33 protein-coding genes and 1 other annotated feature are annotated in these 25,706 nt (G+C 38.5%); all 33 genes read right to left on the reverse strand.

Features of this window, described 5'->3' with window-relative positions:
* Positions 1-20: 20 nt before the first annotated feature.
* The 33 genes from rpmD to nusG all read right to left on the reverse strand — a co-directional run bounded on the left by rpmD (position 21) and on the right by nusG (position 25,576).
* Entirely contained in the window at positions 21-203 is a 183-nt protein-coding gene (gene rpmD / locus D8M05_RS13570) for a 50S ribosomal protein L30 (protein ID WP_121132706.1), read from the reverse strand.
* Between the two features lie 16 nt (positions 204-219).
* Complete coding sequence (gene rpsE / locus D8M05_RS13575; protein WP_121132708.1) at positions 220-723, reverse strand: 30S ribosomal protein S5; 504 nt, start codon at positions 721-723, stop codon at positions 220-222.
* Positions 724-744: 21 nt separating this feature from the next.
* Positions 745-1,107, reverse strand: a complete 363-nt coding sequence (gene rplR, locus D8M05_RS13580) for a 50S ribosomal protein L18 (RefSeq protein ID WP_121132710.1) — start codon at positions 1,105-1,107, stop codon at positions 745-747.
* A 27-nt stretch (positions 1,108-1,134) separates the two neighbouring features.
* Positions 1,135-1,671, reverse strand: coding sequence for a 50S ribosomal protein L6 (rplF, locus tag D8M05_RS13585; protein ID WP_121132712.1), 537 nt, complete (start codon positions 1,669-1,671; stop codon positions 1,135-1,137).
* A gap of 31 nt (positions 1,672-1,702) precedes the next feature.
* The gene (gene rpsH / locus D8M05_RS13590; protein ID WP_121132713.1) at positions 1,703-2,101 is read right to left on the reverse strand and encodes a 30S ribosomal protein S8; all 399 of its coding nucleotides are present in this window, start codon (positions 2,099-2,101) and stop codon (positions 1,703-1,705) included.
* 29 nt (positions 2,102-2,130) lie between these two features.
* Positions 2,131-2,316, reverse strand: a complete 186-nt coding sequence (locus tag D8M05_RS13595) for a type Z 30S ribosomal protein S14 (RefSeq protein WP_047185890.1) — start codon at positions 2,314-2,316, stop codon at positions 2,131-2,133.
* A 29-nt stretch (positions 2,317-2,345) separates the two neighbouring features.
* Positions 2,346-2,885, reverse strand: a complete 540-nt coding sequence (gene rplE, locus D8M05_RS13600) for a 50S ribosomal protein L5 (RefSeq protein WP_121132715.1) — start codon at positions 2,883-2,885, stop codon at positions 2,346-2,348.
* A gap of 26 nt (positions 2,886-2,911) precedes the next feature.
* Positions 2,912-3,223 carry a 50S ribosomal protein L24 gene (rplX, locus tag D8M05_RS13605; protein WP_121132717.1) on the reverse strand — a complete coding sequence of 104 codons (312 nt, stop codon included), beginning with the start codon at positions 3,221-3,223 and terminating at the stop codon, positions 2,912-2,914.
* A gap of 36 nt (positions 3,224-3,259) precedes the next feature.
* Complete coding sequence (rplN, locus tag D8M05_RS13610; protein WP_121132719.1) at positions 3,260-3,628, reverse strand: 50S ribosomal protein L14; 369 nt, start codon at positions 3,626-3,628, stop codon at positions 3,260-3,262.
* Positions 3,629-3,673: 45 nt separating this feature from the next.
* Positions 3,674-3,937, reverse strand: coding sequence for a 30S ribosomal protein S17 (gene rpsQ / locus D8M05_RS13615; RefSeq protein ID WP_121132721.1), 264 nt, complete (start codon positions 3,935-3,937; stop codon positions 3,674-3,676).
* Positions 3,938-3,964: 27 nt separating this feature from the next.
* Positions 3,965-4,165, reverse strand: coding sequence for a 50S ribosomal protein L29 (rpmC, locus tag D8M05_RS13620; protein WP_047185895.1), 201 nt, complete (start codon positions 4,163-4,165; stop codon positions 3,965-3,967).
* Positions 4,155-4,589, reverse strand: coding sequence for a 50S ribosomal protein L16 (rplP, locus tag D8M05_RS13625; RefSeq protein WP_121132723.1), 435 nt, complete (start codon positions 4,587-4,589; stop codon positions 4,155-4,157). The genes rpmC and rplP overlap by 11 nt, the downstream gene beginning before the upstream one ends.
* A gap of 20 nt (positions 4,590-4,609) precedes the next feature.
* Positions 4,610-5,251, reverse strand: coding sequence for a 30S ribosomal protein S3 (rpsC, locus tag D8M05_RS13630; RefSeq protein ID WP_121132725.1), 642 nt, complete (start codon positions 5,249-5,251; stop codon positions 4,610-4,612).
* A 3-nt stretch (positions 5,252-5,254) separates the two neighbouring features.
* Positions 5,255-5,596 (reverse strand): 50S ribosomal protein L22, encoded by a 342-nt coding sequence (gene rplV, locus D8M05_RS13635; RefSeq protein ID WP_121132726.1) that lies wholly within the window; start codon positions 5,594-5,596, stop codon positions 5,255-5,257.
* Between the two features lie 18 nt (positions 5,597-5,614).
* Positions 5,615-5,893 carry a 30S ribosomal protein S19 gene (rpsS, locus tag D8M05_RS13640; protein WP_121132728.1) on the reverse strand — a complete coding sequence of 93 codons (279 nt, stop codon included), beginning with the start codon at positions 5,891-5,893 and terminating at the stop codon, positions 5,615-5,617.
* Positions 5,894-5,948: 55 nt separating this feature from the next.
* The gene (gene rplB, locus D8M05_RS13645; protein ID WP_121132730.1) at positions 5,949-6,779 is read right to left on the reverse strand and encodes a 50S ribosomal protein L2; all 831 of its coding nucleotides are present in this window, start codon (positions 6,777-6,779) and stop codon (positions 5,949-5,951) included.
* 27 nt (positions 6,780-6,806) lie between these two features.
* Positions 6,807-7,094 (reverse strand): 50S ribosomal protein L23, encoded by a 288-nt coding sequence (gene rplW / locus D8M05_RS13650; protein WP_121132732.1) that lies wholly within the window; start codon positions 7,092-7,094, stop codon positions 6,807-6,809.
* Complete coding sequence (gene rplD / locus D8M05_RS13655; protein ID WP_121132734.1) at positions 7,094-7,717, reverse strand: 50S ribosomal protein L4; 624 nt, start codon at positions 7,715-7,717, stop codon at positions 7,094-7,096. Before rplD ends, rplW begins: the two co-directional genes overlap by 1 nt.
* 26 nt (positions 7,718-7,743) lie before the next feature.
* Entirely contained in the window at positions 7,744-8,376 is a 633-nt protein-coding gene (gene rplC, locus D8M05_RS13660) for a 50S ribosomal protein L3 (RefSeq protein ID WP_121132735.1), read from the reverse strand.
* Between the two features lie 30 nt (positions 8,377-8,406).
* Complete coding sequence (rpsJ, locus tag D8M05_RS13665) at positions 8,407-8,715, reverse strand: 30S ribosomal protein S10 (protein ID WP_121132737.1); 309 nt, start codon at positions 8,713-8,715, stop codon at positions 8,407-8,409.
* A gap of 430 nt (positions 8,716-9,145) precedes the next feature.
* Positions 9,146-10,336: an elongation factor Tu gene (gene tuf, locus D8M05_RS13670; RefSeq protein WP_121132739.1), complete on the reverse strand. Its 1,191-nt coding sequence runs from the start codon at positions 10,334-10,336 to the stop codon at positions 9,146-9,148.
* Positions 10,337-10,453: 117 nt separating this feature from the next.
* On the reverse strand, positions 10,454-12,532 hold the full coding sequence (gene fusA / locus D8M05_RS13675) for an elongation factor G (RefSeq protein ID WP_121132741.1): 2,079 nt from the start codon (positions 12,530-12,532) through the stop codon (positions 10,454-10,456).
* A gap of 42 nt (positions 12,533-12,574) precedes the next feature.
* On the reverse strand, positions 12,575-13,045 hold the full coding sequence (gene rpsG, locus D8M05_RS13680) for a 30S ribosomal protein S7 (RefSeq protein ID WP_121132743.1): 471 nt from the start codon (positions 13,043-13,045) through the stop codon (positions 12,575-12,577).
* Between the two features lie 38 nt (positions 13,046-13,083).
* On the reverse strand, positions 13,084-13,503 hold the full coding sequence (gene rpsL / locus D8M05_RS13685; protein WP_121132744.1) for a 30S ribosomal protein S12: 420 nt from the start codon (positions 13,501-13,503) through the stop codon (positions 13,084-13,086).
* A 137-nt stretch (positions 13,504-13,640) separates the two neighbouring features.
* Complete coding sequence (locus tag D8M05_RS13690; protein ID WP_121132746.1) at positions 13,641-13,892, reverse strand: ribosomal L7Ae/L30e/S12e/Gadd45 family protein; 252 nt, start codon at positions 13,890-13,892, stop codon at positions 13,641-13,643.
* Positions 13,893-14,040: 148 nt separating this feature from the next.
* On the reverse strand, positions 14,041-17,649 hold the full coding sequence (gene rpoC, locus D8M05_RS13695) for a DNA-directed RNA polymerase subunit beta' (RefSeq protein WP_121132748.1): 3,609 nt from the start codon (positions 17,647-17,649) through the stop codon (positions 14,041-14,043).
* 91 nt (positions 17,650-17,740) lie between these two features.
* Entirely contained in the window at positions 17,741-21,277 is a 3,537-nt protein-coding gene (gene rpoB, locus D8M05_RS13700) for a DNA-directed RNA polymerase subunit beta (protein ID WP_121132750.1), read from the reverse strand.
* A 403-nt stretch (positions 21,278-21,680) separates the two neighbouring features.
* Positions 21,681-22,289 (reverse strand): class I SAM-dependent methyltransferase, encoded by a 609-nt coding sequence (locus tag D8M05_RS13705; protein WP_121132751.1) that lies wholly within the window; start codon positions 22,287-22,289, stop codon positions 21,681-21,683.
* 109 nt (positions 22,290-22,398) lie between these two features.
* Positions 22,399-22,764: a 50S ribosomal protein L7/L12 gene (gene rplL, locus D8M05_RS13710; RefSeq protein ID WP_121132753.1), complete on the reverse strand. Its 366-nt coding sequence runs from the start codon at positions 22,762-22,764 to the stop codon at positions 22,399-22,401.
* A 58-nt stretch (positions 22,765-22,822) separates the two neighbouring features.
* Positions 22,823-23,323 (reverse strand): 50S ribosomal protein L10, encoded by a 501-nt coding sequence (gene rplJ / locus D8M05_RS13715; protein ID WP_121132755.1) that lies wholly within the window; start codon positions 23,321-23,323, stop codon positions 22,823-22,825.
* Between the two features lie 31 nt (positions 23,324-23,354).
* Positions 23,355-23,499: a sequence feature (ribosomal protein L10 leader region), on the reverse strand.
* Positions 23,500-23,546: 47 nt separating this feature from the next.
* Positions 23,547-24,239 (reverse strand): 50S ribosomal protein L1, encoded by a 693-nt coding sequence (gene rplA / locus D8M05_RS13720; RefSeq protein WP_121132757.1) that lies wholly within the window; start codon positions 24,237-24,239, stop codon positions 23,547-23,549.
* Positions 24,240-24,424: 185 nt separating this feature from the next.
* A complete protein-coding gene (rplK, locus tag D8M05_RS13725; RefSeq protein ID WP_147405182.1) occupies positions 24,425-24,850 on the reverse strand; it encodes a 50S ribosomal protein L11 in 426 nt (141 codons plus the stop codon).
* 192 nt (positions 24,851-25,042) lie between these two features.
* On the reverse strand, positions 25,043-25,576 hold the full coding sequence (gene nusG, locus D8M05_RS13730; protein WP_121132761.1) for a transcription termination/antitermination protein NusG: 534 nt from the start codon (positions 25,574-25,576) through the stop codon (positions 25,043-25,045).
* Between the last annotated feature and the right edge of the window lie 130 nt (positions 25,577-25,706).

Consider the following 25,706-nt stretch of genomic DNA (forward strand, 5'->3'; position numbering starts at 1 on the left):
CTCTTTATACATTGTATTAATTAAACTTCTTTCACCGTTACTAGATGAGATACTTTATTGATCATACCACGTACTGCTGGAGTATCTTCGAGAACTACGGATTGGCGGATTTTTTTCAAGCCTAATGCTTCAACAGTTTTAACTTGTTTATCCAATCTACCAATAACACTCCGTGTGAGGGTGATCTCTAAATTTTTAGACATAATGTTTCCCTCCTTATTATCCTAACAGTTCTTCTATAGACTTTCCACGTAATTTCGCAACGTCTTCTGCACGTTTTAATTGACTTAAACCGTTCATTGTTGCACGAATCATGTTGATTGGTGTGTTCGAGCCTAAGGATTTAGTAAGAATATCACCAACACCAGCCAATTCTAAGATTGCACGGACTGGACCGCCAGAGATAACACCTGTACCTTCATAAGCAGGTTTCATCAATACTTTACCAGAACCGAATACTCCATTGACTTGATGTGGAATAGTAGTTCCAACGATTGGCACACTAATTAAGTTTTTCTTCGCATCGTCAACAGCTTTTTTAATAGCTTCAGGTACTTCTTGTGCTTTACCAGTACCAAAACCAACATGACCGTTCTTATCTCCGACCACTACTAAAGCAGCAAAACGCATGCGACGTCCACCTTTAACTACTTTTGAAACACGGTTAATCGAAACAACGCGTTCTTCAAGATCTAATTTATTTGGGTCGATACTTGTTCTCATTAAATGGTTACCTCCTTTTGATTAAAATTCAAGCCCTGCTTCACGTGCAGCTTCTGCTAAAGCTTTCACACGACCATGATAAAGGTATCCTCCACGGTCAAATACCACAGATTTAAAACCTTTATCTTGAGCACGTTTAGCAACCAATTCTCCGACTTGTTTTGCTGCGTCAACATTACCTGGTGACTCAAGGTTAATTTCTTTATCAGCAGTTGATGCACTTGCAACAGTTATTCCGTTTATATCATCTATTAATTGAGCATAGATGTGTTTATTTGAACGATATACGTTTAAACGAGGACGGACAGCAGTCCCTGAAAGCGTTCTGCGTACACGGTTATGTCTTCTTTTACGTACAACATTTTTATCAGGTTTTGTGATCATCTGAAGTCTCCTTTCTGCGTCTAACTATTACTTCCCAGTTTTACCTTCTTTACGGCGTACATATTCACCAACGTAGCGAATACCTTTTCCTTTATAAGGCTCTGGTGGTCTGATTGCTCTAATATTTGCAGCTACAGCACCTACTAGTTGCTTATCAATACCTTTAACAGTTAGCTCTGTATTTTTAGGAACATCAATTTCGATTCCTTCAATTGCTTCTATTTCAACTGGATGTGAATATCCTGCATTAATAACAACTTTATTTCCTTGTTTTTGTGCACGGTACCCAACACCAATAATTTCAAGTGATTTTTCAAAACCTTTACTTACACCTTCAACCATATTATTAATAATTGTACGAGTTGTGCCGTGTAATGCGCGATGATTTTTGTGATCGCTTGGGCGTTCAACATTGACAACATTGCCTTCAACTTTAACAATCATATCTTGGTGTAGTTCTCGACTTAGTTGACCTTTAGGCCCTTTTACAGTAATTGTATTACCATCGAGTTTAACTTCAACACCATCAAGAATTTCAACCGGTTTTAGTCCTATACGAGACATTCCTTGCACCTCCTCTAAATAAAAAAGTTAATTACCAAACATATGCTAAAACTTCGCCGCCAACAGCTTGTGAACGTGCTTCTTTATCAGATAACACACCTTTTGAAGTTGATACGACAGCGATGCCTAAGCCATTTAGTACGCGAGGTACTTCATTAGCTTTAGCATAAACACGCAATCCTGGTTTACTAATACGTTTAATTCCAGTAATTACACGTTCTTCATTCGGACCGTATTTAAGGAAAATACGCAGAACACCTTGTTTATTATCTTCAATTACCTCATAGTCTTTAACGAAGCCTTCACGTTTAAGAATATCAGCAACTTCTTTTTTGATATTAGAAGCTGGAAGCTCTAATTTTTCATGTTTAACCATGTTTGCATTACGAATACGAGTAAGCATATCTGCGATTGGATCTGTCATAACCATTACTAATTACCTCCTTCCCGAATCGGGGATTACCAACTTGCTTTTTTGACACCAGGAATTTGACCTTTATAGGCAAGTTCACGGAAACAAATACGGCAAAGTTTAAATTTACGAATTACAGAATGTGGACGACCACAACGTTCACAACGAGTATATTCACGTACTTGATATTTTTGTGGGCGTTTTTGTTTCGCAACCATTGATTTTTTAGCCACAATTTTCCCTCCTTGTACTAGCTCAAAGCTTATTTTTGGAAAGGCATGCCTAGCTGAGCCAAAAGTTCACGAGCTTCTTCATCGGTATTAGAAGTTGTTACAATAACAATATCCATACCGCGAACTTTATTTACTTTATCGTAATTAATTTCTGGGAAAATTAGTTGCTCTTTCACACCTAATGTATAGTTACCACGGCCATCAAAAGCTTTTTTAGAAATACCACGGAAGTCACGTACACGTGGAAGAGATACTGAAATTAGCTTTTGTAAGAACTCATACATGCGCTCTCCACGAAGTGTAACCTTCGCACCAATTGGCATACCTTCACGTAAACGGAAACCAGCGATTGACTTCTTAGCGCGAGTAATAAGTGGTTTTTGTCCAGAAATTAACGAAAGTTCTTCAACAGCACTATCCAATGCTTTAGAATTTTGAACTGCATCACCAACACCCATGTTGATAACAATCTTTTCGATTTTTGGTACTTGCATTACAGATTTATATTCAAACTTATTCATTAAAGATGATACAACTTCATCTTGATATTTTTGTTTTAGTTGGTTCATCATGTCGGCCTCCTTTCACCAGCGAATTATTTATCTAAAGGTTCACCGGACTTTTTAGCAATTCGGACTTTCTTTCCGTCGCGAACTTCATACCCAACGCGTGTTGGTTCACCGGATTTTGGATCTATTGGCATAACATTAGAAACATGAATTGGTGCTTCAATGTTAAGAATTCCACCTTGTGGATTTTCTTGAGAAGGTTTCGCGTGTTTTTTAATCATGTTAACACCTTCTACAAGAACGCGATCTTTTTTCGGAAAAGACTCCAAGATTACGCCTTCTTTACCACGATCTTTACCAGATAATACTTTTACTTTATCACCTTTTTTTACATGCATGCTTTACGCACCTCCTCAGGCAATCAATTTATATGCTTATAGAACTTCTGGAGCTAGAGATACGATTTTCATGAATTTAGCATCACGTAATTCACGTGCAACAGGTCCGAAGATACGAGTTCCTCTAGGACTTTTATCATCACGAATAATTACGGCAGCATTTTCATCAAAACGAATATATGATCCATCTTTACGGCGCGCACCAGATTTGCTACGTACGATTACGGCCTTAACAACCTCACCTTTTTTAACAACGCCTCCTGGTGTTGCTTGCTTTACAGAACAAACAATTACGTCACCAATATTAGCTGTTTTACGACCAGATCCACCTAATACTTTGATGGTTAACAATTCACGAGCACCAGAGTTATCTGCAACCTTTAAACGAGTTTCTTGTTGAATCATAACACTGTGACCTCCCTTCGGATAAGAACCGAGTCAACATTTTAATTATATAATTACAGCTTCTTCCACAACTTCTACCAAACGAAAACGTTTTGTAGCTGATAATGGGCGAGTTTCCATGATACGAACAATATCTCCAACTTTTGCTTGGTTGTTTTCATCATGTGCTTTAAATTTCTTAGAATACTTAACGCGTTTTCCGTATAATTTATGGTTTTTGTAAGTTTCAACTACTACAGTAATCGTTTTATCCATTTTATCAGACACTACGCGACCAGTATAAACTTTACGATTGTTACGTTCTGTCATACGAGGCTAACCTCCTCTCTTATTGAATCAGTTATTTACGTTTAATTCTCGTTGACGTATAACGGTTTTCATACGTGCAATTGCTTTTCTCACTTCACGGATACGTGCAGTGTTTTCCAACTGACCTGTAGCAAGTTGGAAACGTAAATTAAATAATTCTTCTTTTAAAGATTTTACTTTTTGTTCAATTTCGGCAGTGGTTAGATCTCTAATCTCATTAGCCTTCATTGTTTTCACCACCAATTTCTTCACGTTTTACAAATTTAGTTTTAATCGGTAGTTTATGAGAAGCAAGACGCAACGCTTCGCGAGCAACTTCTTCAGATACACCAGCGATTTCAAACATGATTTTTCCAGGCTTAACGATTGCAACCCATCCTTCGGGAGCACCTTTACCAGAACCCATTCGGACTTCTAAAGGTTTTTTCGTATATGGTTTATCTGGGAAAATTTTAATCCAAACTTTACCGCCACGTTTCATATAACGAGTCATTGCGATACGAGCTGCTTCAATTTGACGACTTGTGATCCATGCAGGTTCTAAAGCTTGGAGACCATATTCACCGAACGATACGGTTGTACCGCCTTTTGCACGTCCAGTTAATTTACCACGATGTTGTCTACGATATTTTACACGTTTAGGCATTAACATAAGTAATAAGCCCCCTTCCTTTATTTTCCGTTTTTAGTTGGAAGGACTTCACCACGATAGATCCACACTTTAACACCTAACTTACCATAAGTTGTGTCAGCTTCAGCTGTGCCATAATCAATATCAGCACGTAAAGTGTGTAGTGGTACTGTTCCTTCGCTATAATGTTCCGCACGAGCGATATCTGCTCCAGCAAGACGACCAGATACTTGTGTTTTTATACCCTTCGCACCACCACGCATTGCACGTTGGATTGCTTGTTTTTGGGCACGACGGAATGAAATACGATTTTCTAATTGACGAGCAATATTATCAGCTACTAATTTAGCATCAAGATCAACTTTCTTAATCTCAACAATATTAATATGAACTCGTTTGCCAGTTAAAGCGTTTAGTGATTTACGTAGAGCTTCTACTTCTGAACCGCCTTTACCGATTACCATACCTGGTTTACCAGTATGAATAGTAATGTTTACTCGATTAGCCGCACGTTCGATTTCGATAGAAGAAACAGCAGCAATCTTTAAGCGATTTTCAAGATATTCTCTAATCTTAATATCTTCGTGTAGTAAGTCTGCATAGTCTTTACCAGCATACCATTTGGATTCCCAGTCTTTAATGATACCTACGCGAAGACCTGTTGGATTTACTTTTTGACCCACTAACTACCCCTCCTTCTTTTCTGTCACAACCACTGTAATGTGGCTTGTGCGTTTGTTTATTTTGCTTGCACGTCCTTGCGCACGAGGACGGAAACGTTTCAACGTTGGTCCTTCGTTAACATATGCTTCAGATATTACTAGATTATCTGTGTCCATTTCATAATTATGTTCTGCATTAGCGATAGCGGAATTCAATACTTTCTCAACAACGGGAGAAGCACCACGCTGTGTATGACGTAGAATTGCAATTGCTTCGCCAACATTTTTTCCTCGAATTAGATCAACGACTAAACGAACTTTACGAGGAGCTATACGAACAGTTTTCGCAACAGCTTTTGCTTGCATCTTTCAGCACCTCCTCATTTAACGTTTTGTTTTCTTGTCATCCGCTGCATGCCCTCTATACGAACGGGTTGGCGCGAATTCACCTAATTTATGTCCGACCATATCTTCAGTAACATAAACTGGAACATGTTTACGTCCATCATAAACTGCGATTGTATGACCAATGAATGAAGGGAAGATTGTTGAGCGACGTGACCAAGTTTTTACAACCTGTTTCTTGTTATCATCATTTAGCTTTTCAACCTTTTTCAATAGATGGTCATCTGCAAAAGGTCCTTTTTTCAAACTACGACCCATGGATAAACCTCCTTCCGCAAGTGGAGACGGGGATTATTACCCGTCTGTATTTCGTTTATTTTTTACGTTTACGAACAATATATTTATCAGACGGTTTGTTGCGTTTTCTAGTCTTGTAACCAAGTGTTGGTTTGCCCCATGGAGACATAGGTGACTTACGACCGATTGGCGCACGTCCTTCACCACCACCGTGTGGGTGATCGTTAGGGTTCATTACAGATCCACGTACTGTTGGGCGGATGCCTTTCCAGCGTGAACGTCCTGCTTTACCTATACGGATAAGCTCATGCTCAAGGTTACCAACTTGCCCGATTGTTGCACGACAAGTGCTTAAGATTAAACGTGATTCTCCAGACGCTAAACGTACAAGCGTATATTTTTCTTCACGTCCAAGGATTTGTGCTTCAGCACCAGCAGATCTTGCTAATTGCCCACCATTTCCTGGTTTCAATTCAATGTTGTGAATGATAGTACCAACAGGAATGTTTTGAAGTGGTAAAGCATTTCCTACTTTGATATCTGCTTCTACGCCAGACTCAATAAGTTGCCCTACTTTTAATCCTTTTGGAGCTATAATGTAACGTTTTTCACCATCTACATAATTAATTAATGCGATGTTAGCTGTACGGTTTGGATCATATTCGATTGTAGCAACGCGTCCTGGTATACCATCTTTATCGCGTTTGAAATCGATAATACGGTATTGACGTTTATGACCGCCACCTTGATGACGAACAGTTAATTTCCCTTGGTTATTACGTCCGCCACGTTTGCTTAATGGACTTAATAGGGATTTCTCTGGTCTGTCTGTAGTGATTTCAGCAAAATCTGATACAGACATGTTTCTACGACCGTTTGAAGTTGCTCTATACTTTTTAATCGCCATCTTTTTCCCTCCTTCACTTTTTGTTGATTAGCTTTCAAAAAAGTCTAGTTCTTTACTATCAGCAGATAGTTGCACAATAGCTTTTTTGCGATTTGGGCGATAACCACCGTAACGGCCCATTCTTTTAAATTTACCTTTAAGATTTATTGTATTAACCTTTAAAACTTTCACTCCAAAGATTACTTCAACAGCATCTTTGATTTCAGTTTTATTTGCTTTAGGAGATACTTCAAATGTATATTTCTTTTCTGCCATTAAATCAGCTGAATGTTCAGTAATGACAGGGCGCTTTATAACATCACGTGGATCTTGCATTATGCGAGCACCTCCCCTGCTTTTTCCGCTGCATCTTTAGTTAAGATAAGCTTGTCATGCGAAAGCAAGTCTAGTACGTTCATTTCTTCTACTGTTAGTACTTTAACAGATTGTAAGTTGTTAGCAGAACGTACAACAACCTCATCTTTATTTGCAGTTACGATTAATACTTTCGTATCTACGCTTAAAGCATTTAACATGTTAATAACTTCTTTTGTTTTTGGAGCTTCGATTGAAATTCCTTCTAAAACAACCAAGTTATTTTCATTTACTTTTGAAGTTAGTGCGGATCTAAGAGCTAAGCGACGAACTTTCTTTGGAAGTTTGTAGCTATAGCTTCGTGGTGTTGGTCCAAAAACAACTCCACCGCCGACCCATTGTGGAGAACGGATTGAACCTTGACGCGCGCGACCAGTACCTTTTTGACGCCATGGTTTACGACCACCACCGCGTACTTCGGAACGGTTTTTAACATCATGTGTTCCTTGACGCATAGATGCTCGTTGCATAACTACAGCTTCATGTAGTACATGTGTATTTGGCTCAATACCAAAAACCGCATCGTTTAACTCAATATCTCCAACATTGCTTCCGTCTTGTTTGAATAGTGCTACTTTAGGCATGACATATCCTCCCTTCGTTCGTTTGATTAATTACCTTTAATCGCACTTGTGATTTTTACATAAGATTTTTTTGCACCTGGTACATTACCTTTAATTAGTAGCAAGTTACGTTCAGTATCTACACTAACAACTTCAAGGTTTTGGATTGTGATTTGTTCAGAACCCATATGTCCCGGTAATTTCTTCCCTTTTCTAACATGTGATGGGTAGTAAGCAACACCCATTGAACCTGGCGCTCTATGGAAATGAGATCCGTGTCCCATTGGTCCACGTTGTTGTCCGTGGCGTTTAATAGCACCTTGGAATCCTTTACCTTTAGAAGTTCCAGTTACATCAACTTTTTCGCCAGTTTGAAATAATTCAACGCTAATTTCTTGACCTACTTCATACTCATCAAGATTAACGTCACGGAATTCACGAACGTAGCGCTTAGGGGCAGTGTTTGCTTTTTCAGCATGACCTTTTTCCGCTTTATTAGTACGTGATTCCTTTTTATCAGCAAAACCGATTTGTATTGCTTCATATCCATCATTTTCTAATGTTCTCTTCTGCAATACGACGTTTGGCTCAGCTTGAACAACAGTTACAGGGATTAACTCTCCGTTTTCAGTAAAAAGCTGAGTCATGCCGATTTTACGACCTAAGATTCCTTTCGTCATCCGTTACACCTCCTATATTTAAACACAGTTTTATAATTTGATTTCAATATCCACACCAGATGGTAAGTCAAGACGCATTAACGAATCAACCGTTTTTGGTGTTGGATCAACAATATCGATCAGACGTTTATGTGTACGCATTTCGAATTGTTCGCGTGAATCCTTATACTTATGAACCGCACGCAAGATAGTATAGATTGATTTCTCTGTAGGTAGCGGAATTGGTCCAGAAACATTTGCTCCTGATCTTTTCGCAGTATCTACAATTTTTTCAGCAGACTGATCTAAAACACGGTGATCATACGCTTTTAAACGGATTCTAATTTTTTCTTTTGCCATTATTTTCCCTCCTTTTCGCCCATATCCATATAGACATTCTCCGTGAAAATTCCTTGACCACCCGCCATGGCAAAGGGGCCGGGTGTGCCAACAACCTCTCACTTCATCGCCTTTTAATGACCAACATTAATAGTATATCAGATTCAGTTGGCCAGTGCAACCTTAATATGAAGCTTTTTATTAGTTACACATCTAGGTATTATACACAGTTCCATCACCAAAAGCAAGTAATGCTATGAATAATTTTATAAGTACTATCATACATATAATACTAATTTAGATAAAACGGTGCAGAAATACCTCCGCATTAAATAGTAGCATAAGATCAAGTGTCTTACTACTGGTAATAGATGGGCTATATATCTGTAGATCTTAATCATCACAACAAATAAAACAGGTAACGCACGGATGCGTTACCTGTTTTAGATAATTATTTTTGAATAGTAGTTACAACACCTGATCCTACTGTACGTCCACCTTCGCGGATTGAAAAACGAGTACCGTCTTCAATAGCGATTGGAGAGATTAGTTCAACGATCATTTCAGTGTTATCACCAGGCATTACCATTTCAGTACCTTCTGGAAGGTTGATTACACCAGTTACATCCGTTGTACGGAAGTAGAACTGAGGGCGGTAGTTAGTGAAAAATGGAGTATGACGTCCACCTTCTTCTTTTGATAAAACATATACTTCAGCTTTGAAGTTAGTGTGTGGTGTGATTGAACCAGGTTTAGCTAAAACTTGACCACGGTTGATATCTTCACGAGAAACACCACGAAGCAATGCACCAATGTTATCTCCAGCTTCTGCATAGTCAAGAAGCTTACGGAACATTTCTACACCAGTTACAGTTGTTTTGCTTGATTCTTCAGCAAGACCAACAATTTCAACTTCATCCCCAACTTTAATTTGACCACGTTCAACACGACCAGTTGCAACTGTACCACGACCAGTAATTGAGAATACATCCTCAACTGGCATCATAAATGGTTTGTCGTTGTCACGTTCTGGAGTTGGAACGTATTCATCAACAGCAGCCATTAAATCAACAATTGCTTGTTCGTATTTTTCGTCACCTTCAAGTGCTCTTAGTGCAGAACCACTAATTACAGGAACATCGTCGCCTGGGAAATCGTATTCTGACAATAGATCACGAACTTCCATTTCTACTAATTCTAGTAATTCTTCATCGTCAACCATATCTACTTTGTTTAAGAATACAACAATTGTAGGTACACCTACGTTACGAGATAATAGAATGTGCTCACGAGTTTGTGGCATTGGACCATCAGCAGCTGATACTACTAAGATAGCACCATCCATTTGAGCAGCACCAGTGATCATGTTTTTAACATAGTCTGCGTGACCTGGGCAGTCAACGTGTGCATAGTGACGAGTTTCAGTTTCATATTCAACGTGTGAAGTAGCAATTGTAATTCCACGTTCTTTTTCTTCTGGAGCTCCATCAATTTGATCATAAGCCATTGCTAAGCCTTTACCACTTTTCTTAGCCATAACAGTAGTAATTGCAGCAGTTAGAGTAGTTTTACCATGGTCAACGTGTCCAATTGTTCCAACGTTAACGTGACTTTTCGAGCGGTCGAATTTTTCTTTAGCCATTTATAGTTCCTCCTTTAAATAAATAAAAGTATTTTTTAATTTATGTTCAGCTAAGAAATTCTATTAAAATTCTTAGTCTTCACTAATTGTTATACGTTACATCGGAGAAAAAATCAATTATTCTCCAGCGTTTTTCTTAATAATTTCTTCAGAGATTGATTTTGGTACCTCTTCATAGTGATCAAAATGCATTGTGTATGTTCCACGACCTTGTGTGTTTGAACGCAATGATGTTGCATAACCAAACATTTCGGAAAGTGGCACAAACGCTCTAATTACTTGAGCATTACCACGCGCTTCCATACCTTCCATACGACCACGACGAGAAGTTACGTCACCAATGATGTCACCCATGTATTCTTCTGGAACAACAATTTCAACTTTTTCAATTGGTTCTAGAATAACAGGGTTACACTTGTTTTTAGCAGCTTTAAGCGCCATAGATGCGGCAACTTTAAATGCCATTTCATTTGAGTCAACGTCATGATAGCTACCATCGAATAATGAAGCTTTTACATCGATTAATGGATAACCAGCTAATACACCGTTTGCCATTGATTCTTTAACACCTTGCTCAATAGCAGGAATATATTCACGTGGAACAACCCCACCGACGATTTTGTTTTCAAATTCGAATCCAGCTCCAGCTTCGTTTGGCTCAAATTTAATCCAAACATGACCGTATTGTCCACGTCCACCTGATTGACGAACGAATTTACCTTCGACATCAGCAGTAGCACGGAATGTTTCACGGTATGCAACCTGCGGAGCACCAACATTTGCTTCAACTTTAAACTCACGACGTAGACGGTCAACAATAATATCAAGGTGAAGTTCACCCATACCTGAGATAATTGTTTGTCCAGTCTCCACGTTTGTTTCCGTTCTGAAAGTTGGATCTTCTTCTGCTAGTTTAGATAATGCAATACCCATTTTATCTTGGTCAGCTTTCGTTTTAGGTTCGATTGCTACTGAGATAACTGGTTCTGGGAATTCCATTGATTCTAAGATAACAAGATCTTTTTCATCACATAATGTATCACCAGTTGTTGTATCTTTCAAGCCAACTGCAGCCGCAATTTCACCTGAGTAAACGATAGAAATTTCTTCACGGTGATTTGCATGCATTTGTAGGATACGACCAACACGTTCACGTTTGTCTTTAACAGAGTTTCTTACATATGAACCTGATTCTAATGTTCCAGAATACACACGGAAGAATGTTAATTTACCAACGTAAGGGTCAGTCATAACTTTAAATGCTAGTGCAGAGAATGGTGCTTTATCATCTGATGGGCGGGTTGTTTTTTCTTCTGTTCCTGGAACGATACCTTCGATTGCAGCAACGTCCGTTGGAGCTGGAAGATAATCAATTACACCATCAAGCATTAATTGAACACCCTTGTTTTTAAATGCAGAACCACAAAATACTGGGTAGAATTCTACATTTAATGTAGCCTTACGAATTGCTTGTTTTAATTCTTCGTTGGAGATTTCTTCTCCTTCAAGATATTTCATCATAAGCTCTTCATCAGACTCAGCAACAGCTTCAATTAAGTTAGCTCTTAACTCTTCAGCTTGATCTCTAAGTTCTTCTGGAATCTCACGTGATTCAGCTTTTGTCCCTAGATCATCTACGTAGAAGTGTGCTTCCATGTTGATTAGATCGATAATTCCATTAAACTGATCTTCAGCACCAATTGGCATCTGAACTGGGTGTGCATTGGCACCCAAGCGATCTTCTAATGTTTTTGTTGAATAAAGGAAATCAGCACCGATTTTATCCATTTTATTAATGAATACAATTCTTGGTACACCATAAGTTGTAGCCTGGCGCCATACTGTTTCCGTTTGTGGTTCAACACCTGATTGAGCATCTAGTACTGTTACCGCACCATCTAAAACACGTAATGAACGTTCAACTTCAACAGTGAAGTCCACGTGACCTGGTGTATCAATGATGTTAATGCGGTGTTCTTTCCATGCAGCAGTTGTAGCAGCGGAAGTAATTGTGATTCCACGCTCTTGCTCCTGCTCCATCCAGTCCATTTGTGATGCACCTTCATGTGTTTCTCCAATTTTGTGAATACGTCCTGTATAGAAAAGAATACGCTCGGTAGTTGTAGTTTTTCCCGCATCAATATGCGCCATAATACCGATATTACGTGTCTTTTCCAAGGAGAACTCTCTAGCCATGTGTTTTTCTCCTTTCTAATAGTGAATTTTGCTGTTTGCTTATTACCAACGATAGTGAGCAAATGCTTTATTTGCTTCAGCCATCTTATGCATTTCTTCACGTTTCTTAACAGAAGCTCCTGTATTGTTTGAAGCGTCTAAGATTTCATTAGCAAGACGTTCTTCCATTGTTTTTTCCCCACGAAGACGTGAGTAGTTTACAAGGTAGCGTAGCCCTAGTGCTTGGCGTCTTTCAGGGCGAACTTCAACCGGTACTTGGTAGTTTGAACCACCGACACGGCGAGCACGAACTTCAAGAACAGGCATTACATTCTTCATTGCTTGTTCAAAGACTTCCATCGGGTTGTTTCCACTTCTTTCTTGAACAAGTTCGAATGCGCTATAAAGAATTTTTTGTGCTTTTCCACGTTTACCATCTGACATAATTTGGTTGATTAATCTGGTTACTAATTTAGATTTATAAAGCGGATCTGGTAATACATCGCGTTTTGGTACTGGACCTTTACGAGGCATATCGCATCCTCCTTTCTATTGTGTGTTCACTTATTAATTTATTTTTTCTCTTTTGGTCTTTTAGTTCCGTATTTAGAACGACTTTGCATACGACCGTCAACACCTGCAGTGTCAAGCGCACCACGAACGATGTGATAACGTACCCCTGGTAAATCCTTTACACGACCACCACGGATAAGAACAACACTATGTTCTTGTAGGTTATGTCCAATCCCTGGAATGTATGCAGTTACTTCCATGTTGTTAGACAAACGCACACGTGCATATTTACGTAATGCAGAGTTCGGTTTTTTAGGTGTCAAAGTACCTACACGCGTACATACACCACGTTTTTGTGGAGAGTTTTGATTTGTAAGTGACTTTTTGAAGCTGTTATACCCTCTGTTAAGTGCTGGAGAGTTAGATTTTTTTGTTTTGCTAACTCGACCTTTACGTACTAGTTGATTAATAGTTGGCATTATTATGTCCTCCCTTCAAATGGTTTTATTACATTAACTTAGTGACTAGTCTATTTTTATACATCCTGTAATCCCACACATCCAGGCGGTTCATTTTTTAGCAAAAAAACGTAGCGGATAAATCCACTATAAAATCATTATTTTTTCACTGCTACAGTAGATGCCCCAACATCGATACCACAAGCAATACCTAGTTCCTTCTTGGATTCTACATATTTACAAGGTATTTTCAGTTGTGTTGCTAAACTAGTAACCTTCTGTGTTATATGCTCATCAGCATCTTCAGCAATAAACACTTCACTTATTCCACCATTTTTCATGGCTTTAAGTGTTTGTTTTGTTCCAATTATTAAGCTCGGCTTAACATTTGTTACTCTTTCATAAGACATTCTTCGTATCCTCCAAAGTAACAAGAATAAATCGGAAGCACCTTGAATATAGTAACATTCTATTATTTTTATGTCAATATAAATTAGGATTTTTTTGCTTCCGATTTATTTTCCACTTGTTATAAAGGTTTTCTTAAATGACTATCGTTTATTGCACTGTTTCTGTTTCTATTTCTTCTACTTCTACCTCTGGTTTATCTAAAATTGGCTTAATGCGGCGATATTGTTGCATTCCCGTACCCGCAGGAACCAATTTACCAATAATAACATTTTCCTTAAGGCCGAGGAGTTCATCACGTTTTCCTTTAATTGCAGCATCTGTAAGTACACGTGTTGTTTCTTGGAAAGAAGCAGCAGATAGGAATGAATCTGTTTCCAAGGATGCTTTCGTAATACCAAGTAATACTGGTCTTCCTGTTGCTGGCTGTCCGCCATTAAGTAGAACCTTTTTGTTAGCTTCCTTGAACTGATGTAATTCAAGTAATGATCCAGGCAATACATCTGTTTCACCAGAATCAATAACACGGATTTTACGTAACATTTGTCTAACCATAACCTCTACGTGCTTATCTCCAATTTCAACACCTTGCATACGATATACACGTTGTACTTCTCTTAGGATATAGGCTTGAACACCGTCCACACCTTTAACACGTAATAGATCTTTCGGGTCAATTGAACCTTCTGTAAGTTCTTCACCAGCACTAACATGTTCGCCAATGGATACCTTTAGTCTTGCATTATAAGGTACAGTATAAGCCCTTTGCTCAACGTCACCTTGAATCACGATTTCTTGCTTATCCTTCGCTTCTCGAACTTCGAGAACATTACCGTGTATTTCTGTGATCACTGCTTGACCTTTAGGATGACGCGCTTCAAACAATTCCTGAATACGTGGGAGACCTTGTGTGATATCATCACCAGCTACCCCACCAGTATGGAATGTACGCATTGTTAACTGAGTTCCTGGCTCACCAATAGATTGAGCAGCAATAATACCAACAGCTTCCCCAACTTCCACATCAGAACCAGTTGCTAGGTTACGGCCATAACATCTTTGGCATACACCATGTTTGGTATTACAAGTGAAAGCAGATCTAATGTTGACTTTTTCAATACCACCATCAACAATTTCTTTTGCTTGATCTTGAGAAATTAATTCATTTTTAGTTACAATCACTGAACCTGTTTCAGGATGTTTTACTGTTTCGAATGCAGTACGCCCTACTAATCGGTCAAATAACGGCTCGATTACTTCTGTACCATCCACTAATGCGGAGACTATTAGGCCGCGATCAGTTCCACAGTCTTCCTCACGAATAATAACATCTTGCGCAACGTCAACAAGTCGTCTAGTTAGATAACCAGAGTCCGCTGTTTTAAGTGCTGTATCCGCAAGCCCTTTACGAGCCCCGTGAGTTGAAATAAAGTATTCTTGTACGGTTAAACCTTCACGGAAACTTGATTTAATAGGAAGTTCAATAATCTTACCTGCCGGGTTTGCCATTAGTCCGCGCATACCTGCAAGCTGCGTAAAGTTAGACGCGTTACCACGCGCTCCAGAATCACTCATCATAAAGATTGGATTTCGTTCACTTAGTGACTTCATCAGTTTATTTTGAATGGTGTCTTTCGCTTGGGTCCAAATGGAAATAACACGATCATAACGCTCTTCTTCCGTAATTAGACCACGACGGAATTGTTTCAACACATTATCAACTTTCGCTTGTGCCTCTTCAAGGATTTCCTCTTTTTCTGGCAATACGATAACATCCGAAATCCCAACTGTCATACCAGCCTTGGTAGAATAGCTAAAACCAAGGTCTTTCATTCGATCAAGCATTTTAGATGTTTCTGTAATTTTAAATCGCTTAAATACTTCAGCAATAATGTCGCCTAAGAAGCCTTTCTTGAACGGCTTAACAATCTCACGTTCTTTAATCTCTTCCTTAACATTTGTACCATTTTCAACGAAGTACGTTTCTGGTGTTTTTTCTTCAAGATTACCTTTTGTTGGTTCGTTGATGTATGGGAATGATTCCGGTAATATCTCGTTAAATATTAATTTACCCACAGAAGTCAACAATAATTGTGACTGTTGCTCTGCTGTAAATGTCTTATTATTAACACTTGAAGCTTGCACAGCAATTCTTGTGTGTAAATGTACATACCCGTTATGATATGCCATTTTTGCTTCATTGATATCTTTAAACACAGCACCTTCACCGATAGCGCCTTCTCGTTCTAATGTTAAGTAATAGTTTCCTAAAACCATATCCTGGGACGGCGTAACGACTGGTTTACCATCTTTCGGATTGAGTATGTTTTGTGCAGCTAACATTAATAAACGAGCTTCTGCTTGAGCCTCAGCAGATAGTGGAACGTGAACAGCCATTTGGTCTCCATCAAAGTCAGCATTATATGCCGTACATACTAATGGATGCAAACGAATCGCACGACCTTCAACTAATGTTGGTTCAAATGCCTGAATACCTAATCTGTGTAAGGTAGGGGCGCGGTTAAGCAATACTGGATGCTCTTCAATAACATCTTCAAGTACATCCCAAACATCTGGATGAACACGCTCAATTTTGCGTTTTGCTGACTTAATATTATGAGCAAGTCCTCTTTCTACAAGCTCTTTCATAATAAATGGTTTGAATAATTCAAGTGCCATCTCTTTTGGTAATCCGCATTGATACATTTTCAGATGTGGACCAACAACGATTACAGAACGTCCAGAGTAGTCAACCCGCTTACCAAGTAAGTTCTGACGGAAACGACCTTGTTTCCCTTTTAACATGTGCGAAAGTGATTTTAACGGACGATTACCAGGTCCTGTTACAGGACGTCCTCTACGACCGTTATCAATTAAGGCATCTACAGCCTCTTGAAGCATACGCTTTTCATTTTGTACAATAATACTAGGTGCGCCTAAATCGAGCAATCGTTTTAAACGGTTGTTACGATTAATTACACGACGGTATAAATCATTCAAATCTGATGTTGCAAAGCGTCCACCATCTAGCTGAACCATCGGCCTAATCTCTGGTGGGATTACTGGTAGTACATCCAAGATCATCCACGCTGGTTCATTACCAGAATTACGGAAAGCTTCTAGCACTTCTAGACGTTTAATGGCTCTTGTTCTACGTTGGCCTGAAGCAGTTTTCAGTTCTTCTCTCAAGGAGTCTACTTCTTTTTCTAGGTCAATATCTTGCAATAATTTACGTATTGCTTCTGCACCCATTTGGGCCTTAAACGTATTGCCATACTTGTCGTAATATGCACGGTACTCCTTCTCAGATAGCAATTGTTTTCTCTCTAAAGGTGTATTTCCAGAATCTGTCACAATATATGCAGCAAAGTAAATTACTTCTTCTAGCGCTCTTGGTGACATATCAAGAAGAAGCCCCATACGGCTAGGGATTCCTTTGAAATACCAAATATGTGAAACAGGTGCGGCCAATTCAATGTGCCCCATTCGTTCACGACGCACTTTTGACTTCGTAACCTCAACACCGCATCGATCACAAACAACACCTTTATAGCGTACACGTTTATATTTTCCGCAATGACATTCCCAATCCTTTGTTGGTCCAAAAATACGTTCGCAAAATAATCCATCTTTCTCTGGCTTTAGTGTACGATAGTTAATTGTTTCTGGTTTTTTAACCTCGCCATAGGACCATGACCGAATTTTTTCTGGTGAAGCCAAACCTATTTTCATATACTCGAAATTATTTACATCTAGCAAGGAGCCTTCCTCCCTTTTAATGTGCATTTATTAATCAATAATTCGTTTAACTAGAGGGTTAAATCACTTATGACCAACCCTCTAACATTCATTACTTTTCTTCAACTTCTAGATTAAGTTTATTCGCTGATTGACTTTCATCTTCCTCAAGCTCTCTCATATCAATCTCATTCTCTTCACTATTAAGCATCTTAACGTCCATGCCTAAACTTTGTAATTCTTTTATTAATACTTTAAATGATTCTGGCACACCCGGTTCAGGTACATCGTCACCCTTAACGATAGCTTCGTACGTTTTCACACGACCAACAATATCATCTGACTTAACAGTTAATATTTCTTGAAGTGTATATGCAGCACCATAAGCTTCAAGTGCCCATACTTCCATTTCACCAAAGCGCTGCCCACCAAATTGAGCTTTACCACCCAATGGTTGTTGCGTTACTAGTGAGTATGGTCCAGTTGAACGAGCATGCAATTTGTCATCTACCATGTGAGCAAGTTTAATCATATACATAACTCCTACAGATACACGATTATCAAATGGCTCTCCCGTTCTTCCATCATAAAGGACAGTCTTGGCATCTCGAGACATGCCTGCCTCCTCTAATGTTTCATATACGTCTTCTTCAGTTGCTCCATCAAATACTGGTGTCGCAATATGAATACCTAGTTGCCTTGCTGCCATACCTAAGTGCAATTCAAATACCTGCCCGATATTCATACGTGAAGGTACACCAAGTGGGTTAAGCATGATATCAACCGGTGTTCCATCTGGTAAAAATGGCATATCTTCCTCAGGCATAATTTTAGAAATTACCCCTTTGTTTCCGTGACGTCCAGCCATTTTATCGCCTTCATGGATTTTACGTTTTTGAACAATATAAGCACGAACAAGCTGATTTACTCCTGGTGGTAACTCATCGCCGTCTTCACGGTTAAATATCTTCACATCGAGTACAATTCCGCCTGCACCATGAGGTACACGTAATGAAGTATCACGAACTTCACGGGCCTTCTCACCAAAAATAGCATGTAGGAGACGTTCTTCTGCAGAAAGCTCTGTAACGCCCTTAGGTGTTACCTTCCCGACTAAAATATCTCCATCTGTTACTTCTGCACCAACACGGATAATACCATTCTCGTCTAAATTCTTAAGCGCCTCTTCACCAACATTTGGAATATCACGAGTAATTTCTTCTGGTCCAAGTTTTGTATCACGGGCTTCTGATTCATACTCTTCAATGTGAATCGAAGTGTATACGTCATCTTTAACCAATCTTTCACTCATAATGATTGCATCCTCATAGTTGTAACCTTCCCAAGTCATGAAAGCAACCAAGACATTTTGACCTAATGCAAGTTCACCGTCTTCCATTGATGGGCCATCTGCTAATACTTCACCTTTTGTAACACGGTCACCCTTCGCTACAATTGGTCGTTGATTAATACATGTTCCAGCGTTAGAACGGATAAACTTTTGTAATTTATACCGGTCAAGATCGCCTTCTACTTCTTTTCCATCAACTTCCGCAATGCGGCGAACAAGAACTTCTTTTGCTTCAACACGTTCAACTATACCTGGATGTTTACATATTAAGGCTGCACCTGAATCTTTCCCATCAACATACTCCATACCTGTACCGACAATTGGAGACCTCGGTTGCAACAAAGGTACTGCTTGACGCTGCATGTTGGCACCCATTAGTGCACGGTTAGAGTCATCATTCTCTAAGAACGGAATACACGCTGTTGCAGCTGATACAACCTGCTTCGGAGAAACATCCATGTAATCAATTTTCTCACGTTTTACAACGATGTTTTCTCCACGAAAACGTGCAATAATTTCTTCATTCTCAAAATAATTATCTTCTGTTAACAACGAGTTTGCTTGGGCTACAATAAAGTTATCTTCTTCATCAGCAGTTAAGTAATCAATTTGCTTCGTTACTTGCCCTGTTTCAGCATCCACACGACGATATGGTGTTTCGATAAACCCAAATTCATTCACTTTTGCATAACTAGATAATGAATTAATTAGACCGATATTAGGTCCTTCCGGTGTCTCAATTGGACACATACGGCCATAGTGTGAATAGTGAACATCTCGCACTTCAAACCCAGCACGCTCACGAGTAAGCCCACCAGGTCCCAAAGCTGATAAACGGCGTTTGTGCGTTAGCTCAGCCAAAGGATTTGTTTGGTCCATAAATTGCGATAGCTGTGAACTACCAAAGAATTCTTTAATTGATGCAATAACCGGACGTATATTAATTAACTGTTGTGGTGTAACACTTGATGTATCTTGGATAGACATTCGCTCACGAACAACACGTTCCATACGAGATAACCCGATTCGGAATTGATTTTGTAACAATTCACCAACCGAACGAAGTCTACGATTCCCTAGATGGTCAATATCATCTGTATCTCCTACTTCATGAAGTAGATTAAAGAAATAACTAATAGAAGATAAGATATCAGCAGGAGTGATATGCTTAAATCCTCTATCAACATTCCCATTGCCGGTAACCGTTAGTACACGTTCACCACTAGGATCTGTTGGGTCATAAATTTTAACCGTTTGAAGAATGATTTCATCTTCCAACACGCCATCATGTGGTTGGAAAGTCTTTTCACCCACCATATCTTCTTTGCGTTCTAAATAAGGAATAATCTTATTTAGTAATTTACGCTCTAATTTATCGCCTTTTTCAGCTAGAACTTCTCCTGTTTCAGGATCAACAACTGACTCAGCTAAAACTTGATTAAACAAGCGATTTTTAATGTTTAATTTCTTGTTCATCTTATAGCGACCAACCCGCGCCAAGTCATAACGTTTAGGGTCAAAGAACCTTGAAACAAGTAGACTTTTGGCATTTTCAACAGTTGGTGGTTCACCAGGACGTAAGCGTTCATAGATTTCTAATAACGCTTTTTCCGTCGTTTCTGTGTTATCCTTTTCAAGTGTATTACTAAGGTATTCATTTTCCCCGATTAGTTCAACGATTTCTTGGTCCGTTCCAAATCCTAGCGCACGTAGTAGTACAGTTATAGGCAACTTACGTGTGCGGTCAATACGGACATACGCAACATCCTTAGCGTCGGTTTCAAATTCCAACCATGCTCCTCGGTTAGGGATAACAGTTGCCGTAATACCCCTTCTTCCGTTTTTATCAATCTTCGCATTAAAATAGACACTCGGCGAACGTACAAGCTGTGAAACGATTACTCGTTCAGCTCCATTTATCACAAACGTCCCTGTATCTGTCATTAAAGGAAAGTCACCCATAAACACTTCTTGCTCTTTCACTTCACCAGTTTCGTTATTAATTAAGCGAACCTTAACGCGAAGTGGCGCATTATACGTTACATCCCTTGATTTTGATTCATCTACATCGTACTTCGGTTCACCTAAACTATAATCCACAAATTCTAGTGATAGGTTACCCGCGAAATCCTCGATAGGAGAAATATCTTGAAACATTTCTCGTAATCCTTCCTCCAGAAACCAATCATAAGAAGAAGTTTGAATTTCGATTAGATTTGGTAATTCTAATACTTCACTAATACGCGCATAGCTTCTGCGCTTTCGGTGCCGTCCGTACTGAACTAGTTGACCTACCAACTGCTTCACCCCTTAAATGATACGTTTTCGTAAAATGATCTTAAAAAGGTTTTTATATGGAAAAAACATAACTGGATGAAACCATAAACCAGTTTTGTTTTTGAAACCAACTATATTGCTAGTTCAGACAAAAGCTGAACTGTAATCCTTACATGACAATATGTAAAGGTTTAAATCGGTTAATATTTTGTAAATAATAGTTTACAGATTTAACCGATAAACGTTATAATGAGAAAAAGTAGGTTAAAGGATTCATAAATAGAGCTATATTTTGCCCGATTCTACCAGTTTTACCGTTAGTCAATGAAATATACATTTATTGCTCACAAAAAATTTCTTGACATAAATATCCCATTATTAGCATTTTCCTATCTTATCATAAGTGTAATATTTGGTCAAACTTTTATTTGACTTCTTTTTTTGCCTTTAATAGATAGTAACCTTTATCTTTTGCAACGATTTCTACCTCTTTAAACAACGCTTCTAGTTTTTTTAACGCAGATGGAGCTCCTTGTTTCTTTTGGATAACTACCCACAATTCACCACCATGTAATAATACCTTTTGCGAATCATCAAACATTTGATAAATAACGCTTTTACCTGCTCTAATTGGAGGATTTGTAACAACGACAGCAAATTTACGATTAATAATATTAGAGAATCCATCACTTTGAATAGATTCAATATTTTCAATTTTGTTATTACTAGCATTTAAATCAGCCAAAGATACTGCCCTTTCGTTTATATCCACCATTAATACTTTTCTGTTTCGGAAGTTGTCCGCTAATGTTATACCTATCGGACCATACCCACATCCAAGGTCTAAAATATCACCTGAAATTATCGGTTCTGAGAATTTTTCGATAAGTAGCCTCGAACCATAATCCACTTCTTTTTTCGAAAATACACCAACATCACTAGTAAATGTATACACTTTATTTCTTAATGTGAAATCCCAATTTTTTGGCGAACTTTTGGAATGAGGTTGTTGCGAGAAGTAATGCTCAGACATTTTGGGCACCTACTTTTTAATGTAATTATTGAAGAAAGGAAAGATGCTTAGATAGTTGAAAAGAGCTCAGCCGAAATTCGGGCGAGCTCTAGTATAATTCTATGCTTAATTATTTAACTTCTACACCAGCGCCAGCTTCTTCAAGTTTACCTTTAACTTCTTCAGCTTCTTCTTTAGAAACGCCTTCTTTAACTGCTTTAGGAGCGTTATCTACTAAGTCTTTAGCGTCTTTAAGACCTAAACCAGTGATTTCACGAACTGCTTTAACAACTTTAATCTTAGATGCTCCAGCACTTGTAAGCACTACATCAAATTCAGTTTGTTCTGCAGCAGCTTCTCCGCCTGCAGCTCCACCTGCAACTGCAACTGGTGCAGCAGCTGTAACTCCAAATTCTTCTTCAATTGCTTTAACTAAATCGTTTAATTCTAATACAGTCATTTCTTTAATTGCACTGATCATTTCTTCTCTAGTCATGATTTATTTCCTCCTGAATATATTATATTTTTAAATAGCACGTTCAAAAAACAGTAAATTATGCGCTTTGTTCTTCTTTTTGTTCTGCAACAGCTTTTGTAACATAAGCAAGGTTACGAATTGGTGCTTGTAATACGCTAAGCAACATAGATACCATACCTTCGTAGTTTGGTAGGTCTGCCAATTCCTTGATTTGTTCAAGTGTCGCTACTTTGCCTTCGATTACTCCACCTTTAATTTCTAGTGCTTCATGATCTTTAGCAAAGTTTTTAAGAATTCTAGCAGGAGCTACTGCATCGTCATTACTGAAAGCGATAGCTGTTGGGCCAACTAATGTGTCATTTAGTTCACTTAATTCGCAAGCTTCAGCAGCACGACGTGACATCGTGTTTTTGTAAACTTTTAATTCTACACCCGCTTCACGTAATTCTTTACGTAATGCAGTTACCTCACTAACGTCAAGACCACGGTAATCTACTACAACACTTGTTTGGCTATTACGTAATTTATCAGTAATTTCCTCTACTAATTGTTGTTTCTTTTCAATGATACTAGACATTATTCCACCTCCTAAACATTCTTTATACCGTATCCACATGAAATAAGCTCCCATGTAGACATGGGAGCTTTATATACAAACATTAAAAACACATTAATCTGTTTGTTTATAAACACCTCGGTAGGTTGATTAAGCTTATGCGCCCCTACTGTCTACGGTACATCTTATATTTTTTACAACGAAGTTAATTATAACTAGTTACCAGCTAAATGTCAATAATGATTTAGCGGAAACTTGAAACGTCAATCTTGATTCCAGGACCCATTGTTGATGCAACAGAAACATTCTTCATGTAAACACCCTTAGCAGCTTGTGGTTTTACTTTAACTATTTGCTCAGTAAGCGCAACAAAGTTTTCTACTAATTTCTCATCATCGAAAGAAATCTTACCAATTGCCACATGGATATTTGAAGATTTATCAACGCGATATTCTACTTTACCAGCTTTAATATCTTTGATAGCTTTCTCCACATCAAAAGTAACTGTTCCAGTTTTAGGGTTCGGCATTAAACCTTTTGGTCCAAGTACACGTCCTAGTTTACCAACTTCAGCCATCATATCTGGAGTTGCAACAATTACATCAAATTCAAACCAACCTTGGTTGATTTTGTTAATGTATTCAGATTCTCCAACATAATCTGCACCCGCAGCTTCTGCTTCTTTCGCTTTTTCACCTTTTGCAAACACTAATACGCGTTGTGTTTTACCAGTACCATGCGGTAAAACCATAGCTCCACGAATTTGTTGGTCTGCTTTCTTAGGGTCAACTCCAAGACGGAATGCAGCTTCTACTGTTTCGTCAAAATTTGCTTTTGCAGCTTTTTTCGCTAGAGCGACAGCTTCTGTTATTTCATATTGTTTACTGCTATCAACAAGCTTTACTGCTTCTTGATACTTTTTACCTCTTTTAGCCATTTATATTTCCTCCTCTAATGTGGTTATAACGGTAATACCTCCCACTTATAAAAGCTAATAAGCCTTTATAACGTATGACAAGCACGCTCATCACACTCACGAAAAAGGTTGCGAGCTTATTCGCAACCTATACCGTATTTAAAAAAGAATTAGCCTAATTTCAAACGAATATTTCCGCTTTTCAATTAGTCTTCAATAACAATTCCCATGCTTCTTGCAGTTCCTTCTACCATACGCATTGCTGCTTCAACATCAGCCGCATTTAGGTCAGGCATTTTTGTTTCTGCGATTTCTTTTACTTTGTCGCGTTTTACAGTAGCGACTTTATTACTATTTGGCTCACCTGATCCTGATTCGATCCCAGCTGCTTTTTTCAACAATACAGCTGCAGGTGGAGTTTTTGTAATAAATGTAAATGAACGGTCTTCAAATACCGTAATTTCTACTGGGATAATTAAACCCGCTTGTTCTTGTGTACGCGCATTGAATTCCTTACAAAATCCCATAATGTTTACACCTGCTTGACCAAGAGCTGGCCCTACTGGTGGTGCTGGGTTTGCTTTACCAGCTGGAATTTGCAATTTAACTACCTTAATTACTTTTTTAGCCACGTGACACACCTCCTTAAGTCCGTGATGTGGTAATAGGGGGTATTCCCCTCCCACTCATTTTTGAATGCTCCTAACGAGCATGAATAACATAGGAATTTTACCATGAACAGAAAAATAATGCAAGGTTTTGAAAGATTTTCTCCCTTTTATCCTCTTACTTCCCTATGTTCATTTATGTGACTTTGCCCAAATCTACAATTTTTCTATTTGAGAAAACTCTAATTCTACTGGTGTTTCTCTTCCAAACATATTTACATGAACCTTAACTTTCTGTTTATCAACATCAATCTGTTCAATTGTACCAGAGAAGTCCTTAAAGGGACCTTCCTTCACTCGTACATTTTCCTTTATATCAAAATCAACTTCAACTCGAGGAGACGCTACTCCAATGCGTTTTAACAATGTGTCTACTTCATCTGGTAATAACGGAGTTGGCTTAGAGCCGTGACCACTGGACCCAACGAAACCAGTCACTCCAGGCGTGTTGCGAACAACATACCACGAATCATCTGTCATAATCATTTCAGTAAGGACGTATCCGGGGAAGAACTTCTTTTTGACAACTTTCTTTTTGCCATTTTTTATTTCTGTTTCTTCTTCTTCAGGAACAATCACTCGGAAAATTTTATCTTCCATACCCATTGTTTCTACACGTTTCTCTAGATTCATTTTCACTTTGTTTTCATAGCCTGAGTACGTATGTAGCACATACCATTTTTTCTCCATTTAGACAGGACAATATACTTGTCCTTCCCTCCCTTTAAAGCATTTATTATAAGGATGTTAATTATTTCCTTTACATTTTTATGCAATTTAAAAAACCCGTTGCACCGGGTTTCACAAAATCAAGTATTTA

The sequence above is a fragment of the Oceanobacillus bengalensis genome (assembly GCF_003628445.1).
GTDB lineage: Bacteria > Bacillota > Bacilli > Bacillales > Amphibacillaceae > Oceanobacillus > Oceanobacillus bengalensis.

What these genes read in the sequence shown, in the direction of transcription:
- rpmD (WP_121132706.1), bottom strand. Translation starts at nt 203, where the DNA reads ATGTCTAAAAATTTAGAGATCACCCTCACACGGAGTGTTATTGGTAGA.
- rpsE (WP_121132708.1), bottom strand. Translation starts at nt 723, where the DNA reads ATGAGAACAAGTATCGACCCAAATAAATTAGATCTTGAAGAACGCGTT.
- rplR (WP_121132710.1), bottom strand. Translation starts at nt 1,107, where the DNA reads ATGATCACAAAACCTGATAAAAATGTTGTACGTAAAAGAAGACATAAC.
- rplF (WP_121132712.1), bottom strand. Translation starts at nt 1,671, where the DNA reads ATGTCTCGTATAGGACTAAAACCGGTTGAAATTCTTGATGGTGTTGAA.
- rpsH (WP_121132713.1), bottom strand. Translation starts at nt 2,101, where the DNA reads ATGGTTATGACAGATCCAATCGCAGATATGCTTACTCGTATTCGTAAT.
- rplE (WP_121132715.1), bottom strand. Translation starts at nt 2,885, where the DNA reads ATGAACCAACTAAAACAAAAATATCAAGATGAAGTTGTATCATCTTTA.
- rplX (WP_121132717.1), bottom strand. Translation starts at nt 3,223, where the DNA reads ATGCATGTAAAAAAAGGTGATAAAGTAAAAGTATTATCTGGTAAAGAT.
- rplN (WP_121132719.1), bottom strand. Translation starts at nt 3,628, where the DNA reads ATGATTCAACAAGAAACTCGTTTAAAGGTTGCAGATAACTCTGGTGCT.
- rpsQ (WP_121132721.1), bottom strand. Translation starts at nt 3,937, where the DNA reads ATGACAGAACGTAACAATCGTAAAGTTTATACTGGTCGCGTAGTGTCT.
- rpmC (WP_047185895.1), bottom strand. Translation starts at nt 4,165, where the DNA reads ATGAAGGCTAATGAGATTAGAGATCTAACCACTGCCGAAATTGAACAA.
- rplP (WP_121132723.1), bottom strand. Translation starts at nt 4,589, where the DNA reads ATGTTAATGCCTAAACGTGTAAAATATCGTAGACAACATCGTGGTAAA.
- rplV (WP_121132726.1), bottom strand. Translation starts at nt 5,596, where the DNA reads ATGCAAGCAAAAGCTGTTGCGAAAACTGTTCGTATAGCTCCTCGTAAA.
- rpsS (WP_121132728.1), bottom strand. Translation starts at nt 5,893, where the DNA reads ATGGGTCGTAGTTTGAAAAAAGGACCTTTTGCAGATGACCATCTATTG.
- rplB (WP_121132730.1), bottom strand. Translation starts at nt 6,779, where the DNA reads ATGGCGATTAAAAAGTATAGAGCAACTTCAAACGGTCGTAGAAACATG.
- rplW (WP_121132732.1), bottom strand. Translation starts at nt 7,094, where the DNA reads ATGCAAGATCCACGTGATGTTATAAAGCGCCCTGTCATTACTGAACAT.
- rplD (WP_121132734.1), bottom strand. Translation starts at nt 7,717, where the DNA reads ATGCCTAAAGTAGCACTATTCAAACAAGACGGAAGCAATGTTGGAGAT.
- rplC (WP_121132735.1), bottom strand. Translation starts at nt 8,376, where the DNA reads ATGACGAAAGGAATCTTAGGTCGTAAAATCGGCATGACTCAGCTTTTT.
- rpsJ (WP_121132737.1), bottom strand. Translation starts at nt 8,715, where the DNA reads ATGGCAAAAGAAAAAATTAGAATCCGTTTAAAAGCGTATGATCACCGT.
- tuf (WP_121132739.1), bottom strand. Translation starts at nt 10,336, where the DNA reads ATGGCTAAAGAAAAATTCGACCGCTCGAAAAGTCACGTTAACGTTGGA.
- fusA (WP_121132741.1), bottom strand. Translation starts at nt 12,532, where the DNA reads ATGGCTAGAGAGTTCTCCTTGGAAAAGACACGTAATATCGGTATTATG.
- rpsG (WP_121132743.1), bottom strand. Translation starts at nt 13,045, where the DNA reads ATGCCTCGTAAAGGTCCAGTACCAAAACGCGATGTATTACCAGATCCG.
- rpsL (WP_121132744.1), bottom strand. Translation starts at nt 13,503, where the DNA reads ATGCCAACTATTAATCAACTAGTACGTAAAGGTCGAGTTAGCAAAACA.
- D8M05_RS13690 (WP_121132746.1), bottom strand. Translation starts at nt 13,892, where the DNA reads ATGTCTTATGAAAGAGTAACAAATGTTAAGCCGAGCTTAATAATTGGA.
- D8M05_RS13705 (WP_121132751.1), bottom strand. Translation starts at nt 22,289, where the DNA reads ATGTCTGAGCATTACTTCTCGCAACAACCTCATTCCAAAAGTTCGCCA.
- rplL (WP_121132753.1), bottom strand. Translation starts at nt 22,764, where the DNA reads ATGACTAGAGAAGAAATGATCAGTGCAATTAAAGAAATGACTGTATTA.
- rplJ (WP_121132755.1), bottom strand. Translation starts at nt 23,323, where the DNA reads ATGTCTAGTATCATTGAAAAGAAACAACAATTAGTAGAGGAAATTACT.
- rplA (WP_121132757.1), bottom strand. Translation starts at nt 24,239, where the DNA reads ATGGCTAAAAGAGGTAAAAAGTATCAAGAAGCAGTAAAGCTTGTTGAT.
- nusG (WP_121132761.1), bottom strand. Translation starts at nt 25,576, where the DNA reads ATGGAGAAAAAATGGTATGTGCTACATACGTACTCAGGCTATGAAAAC.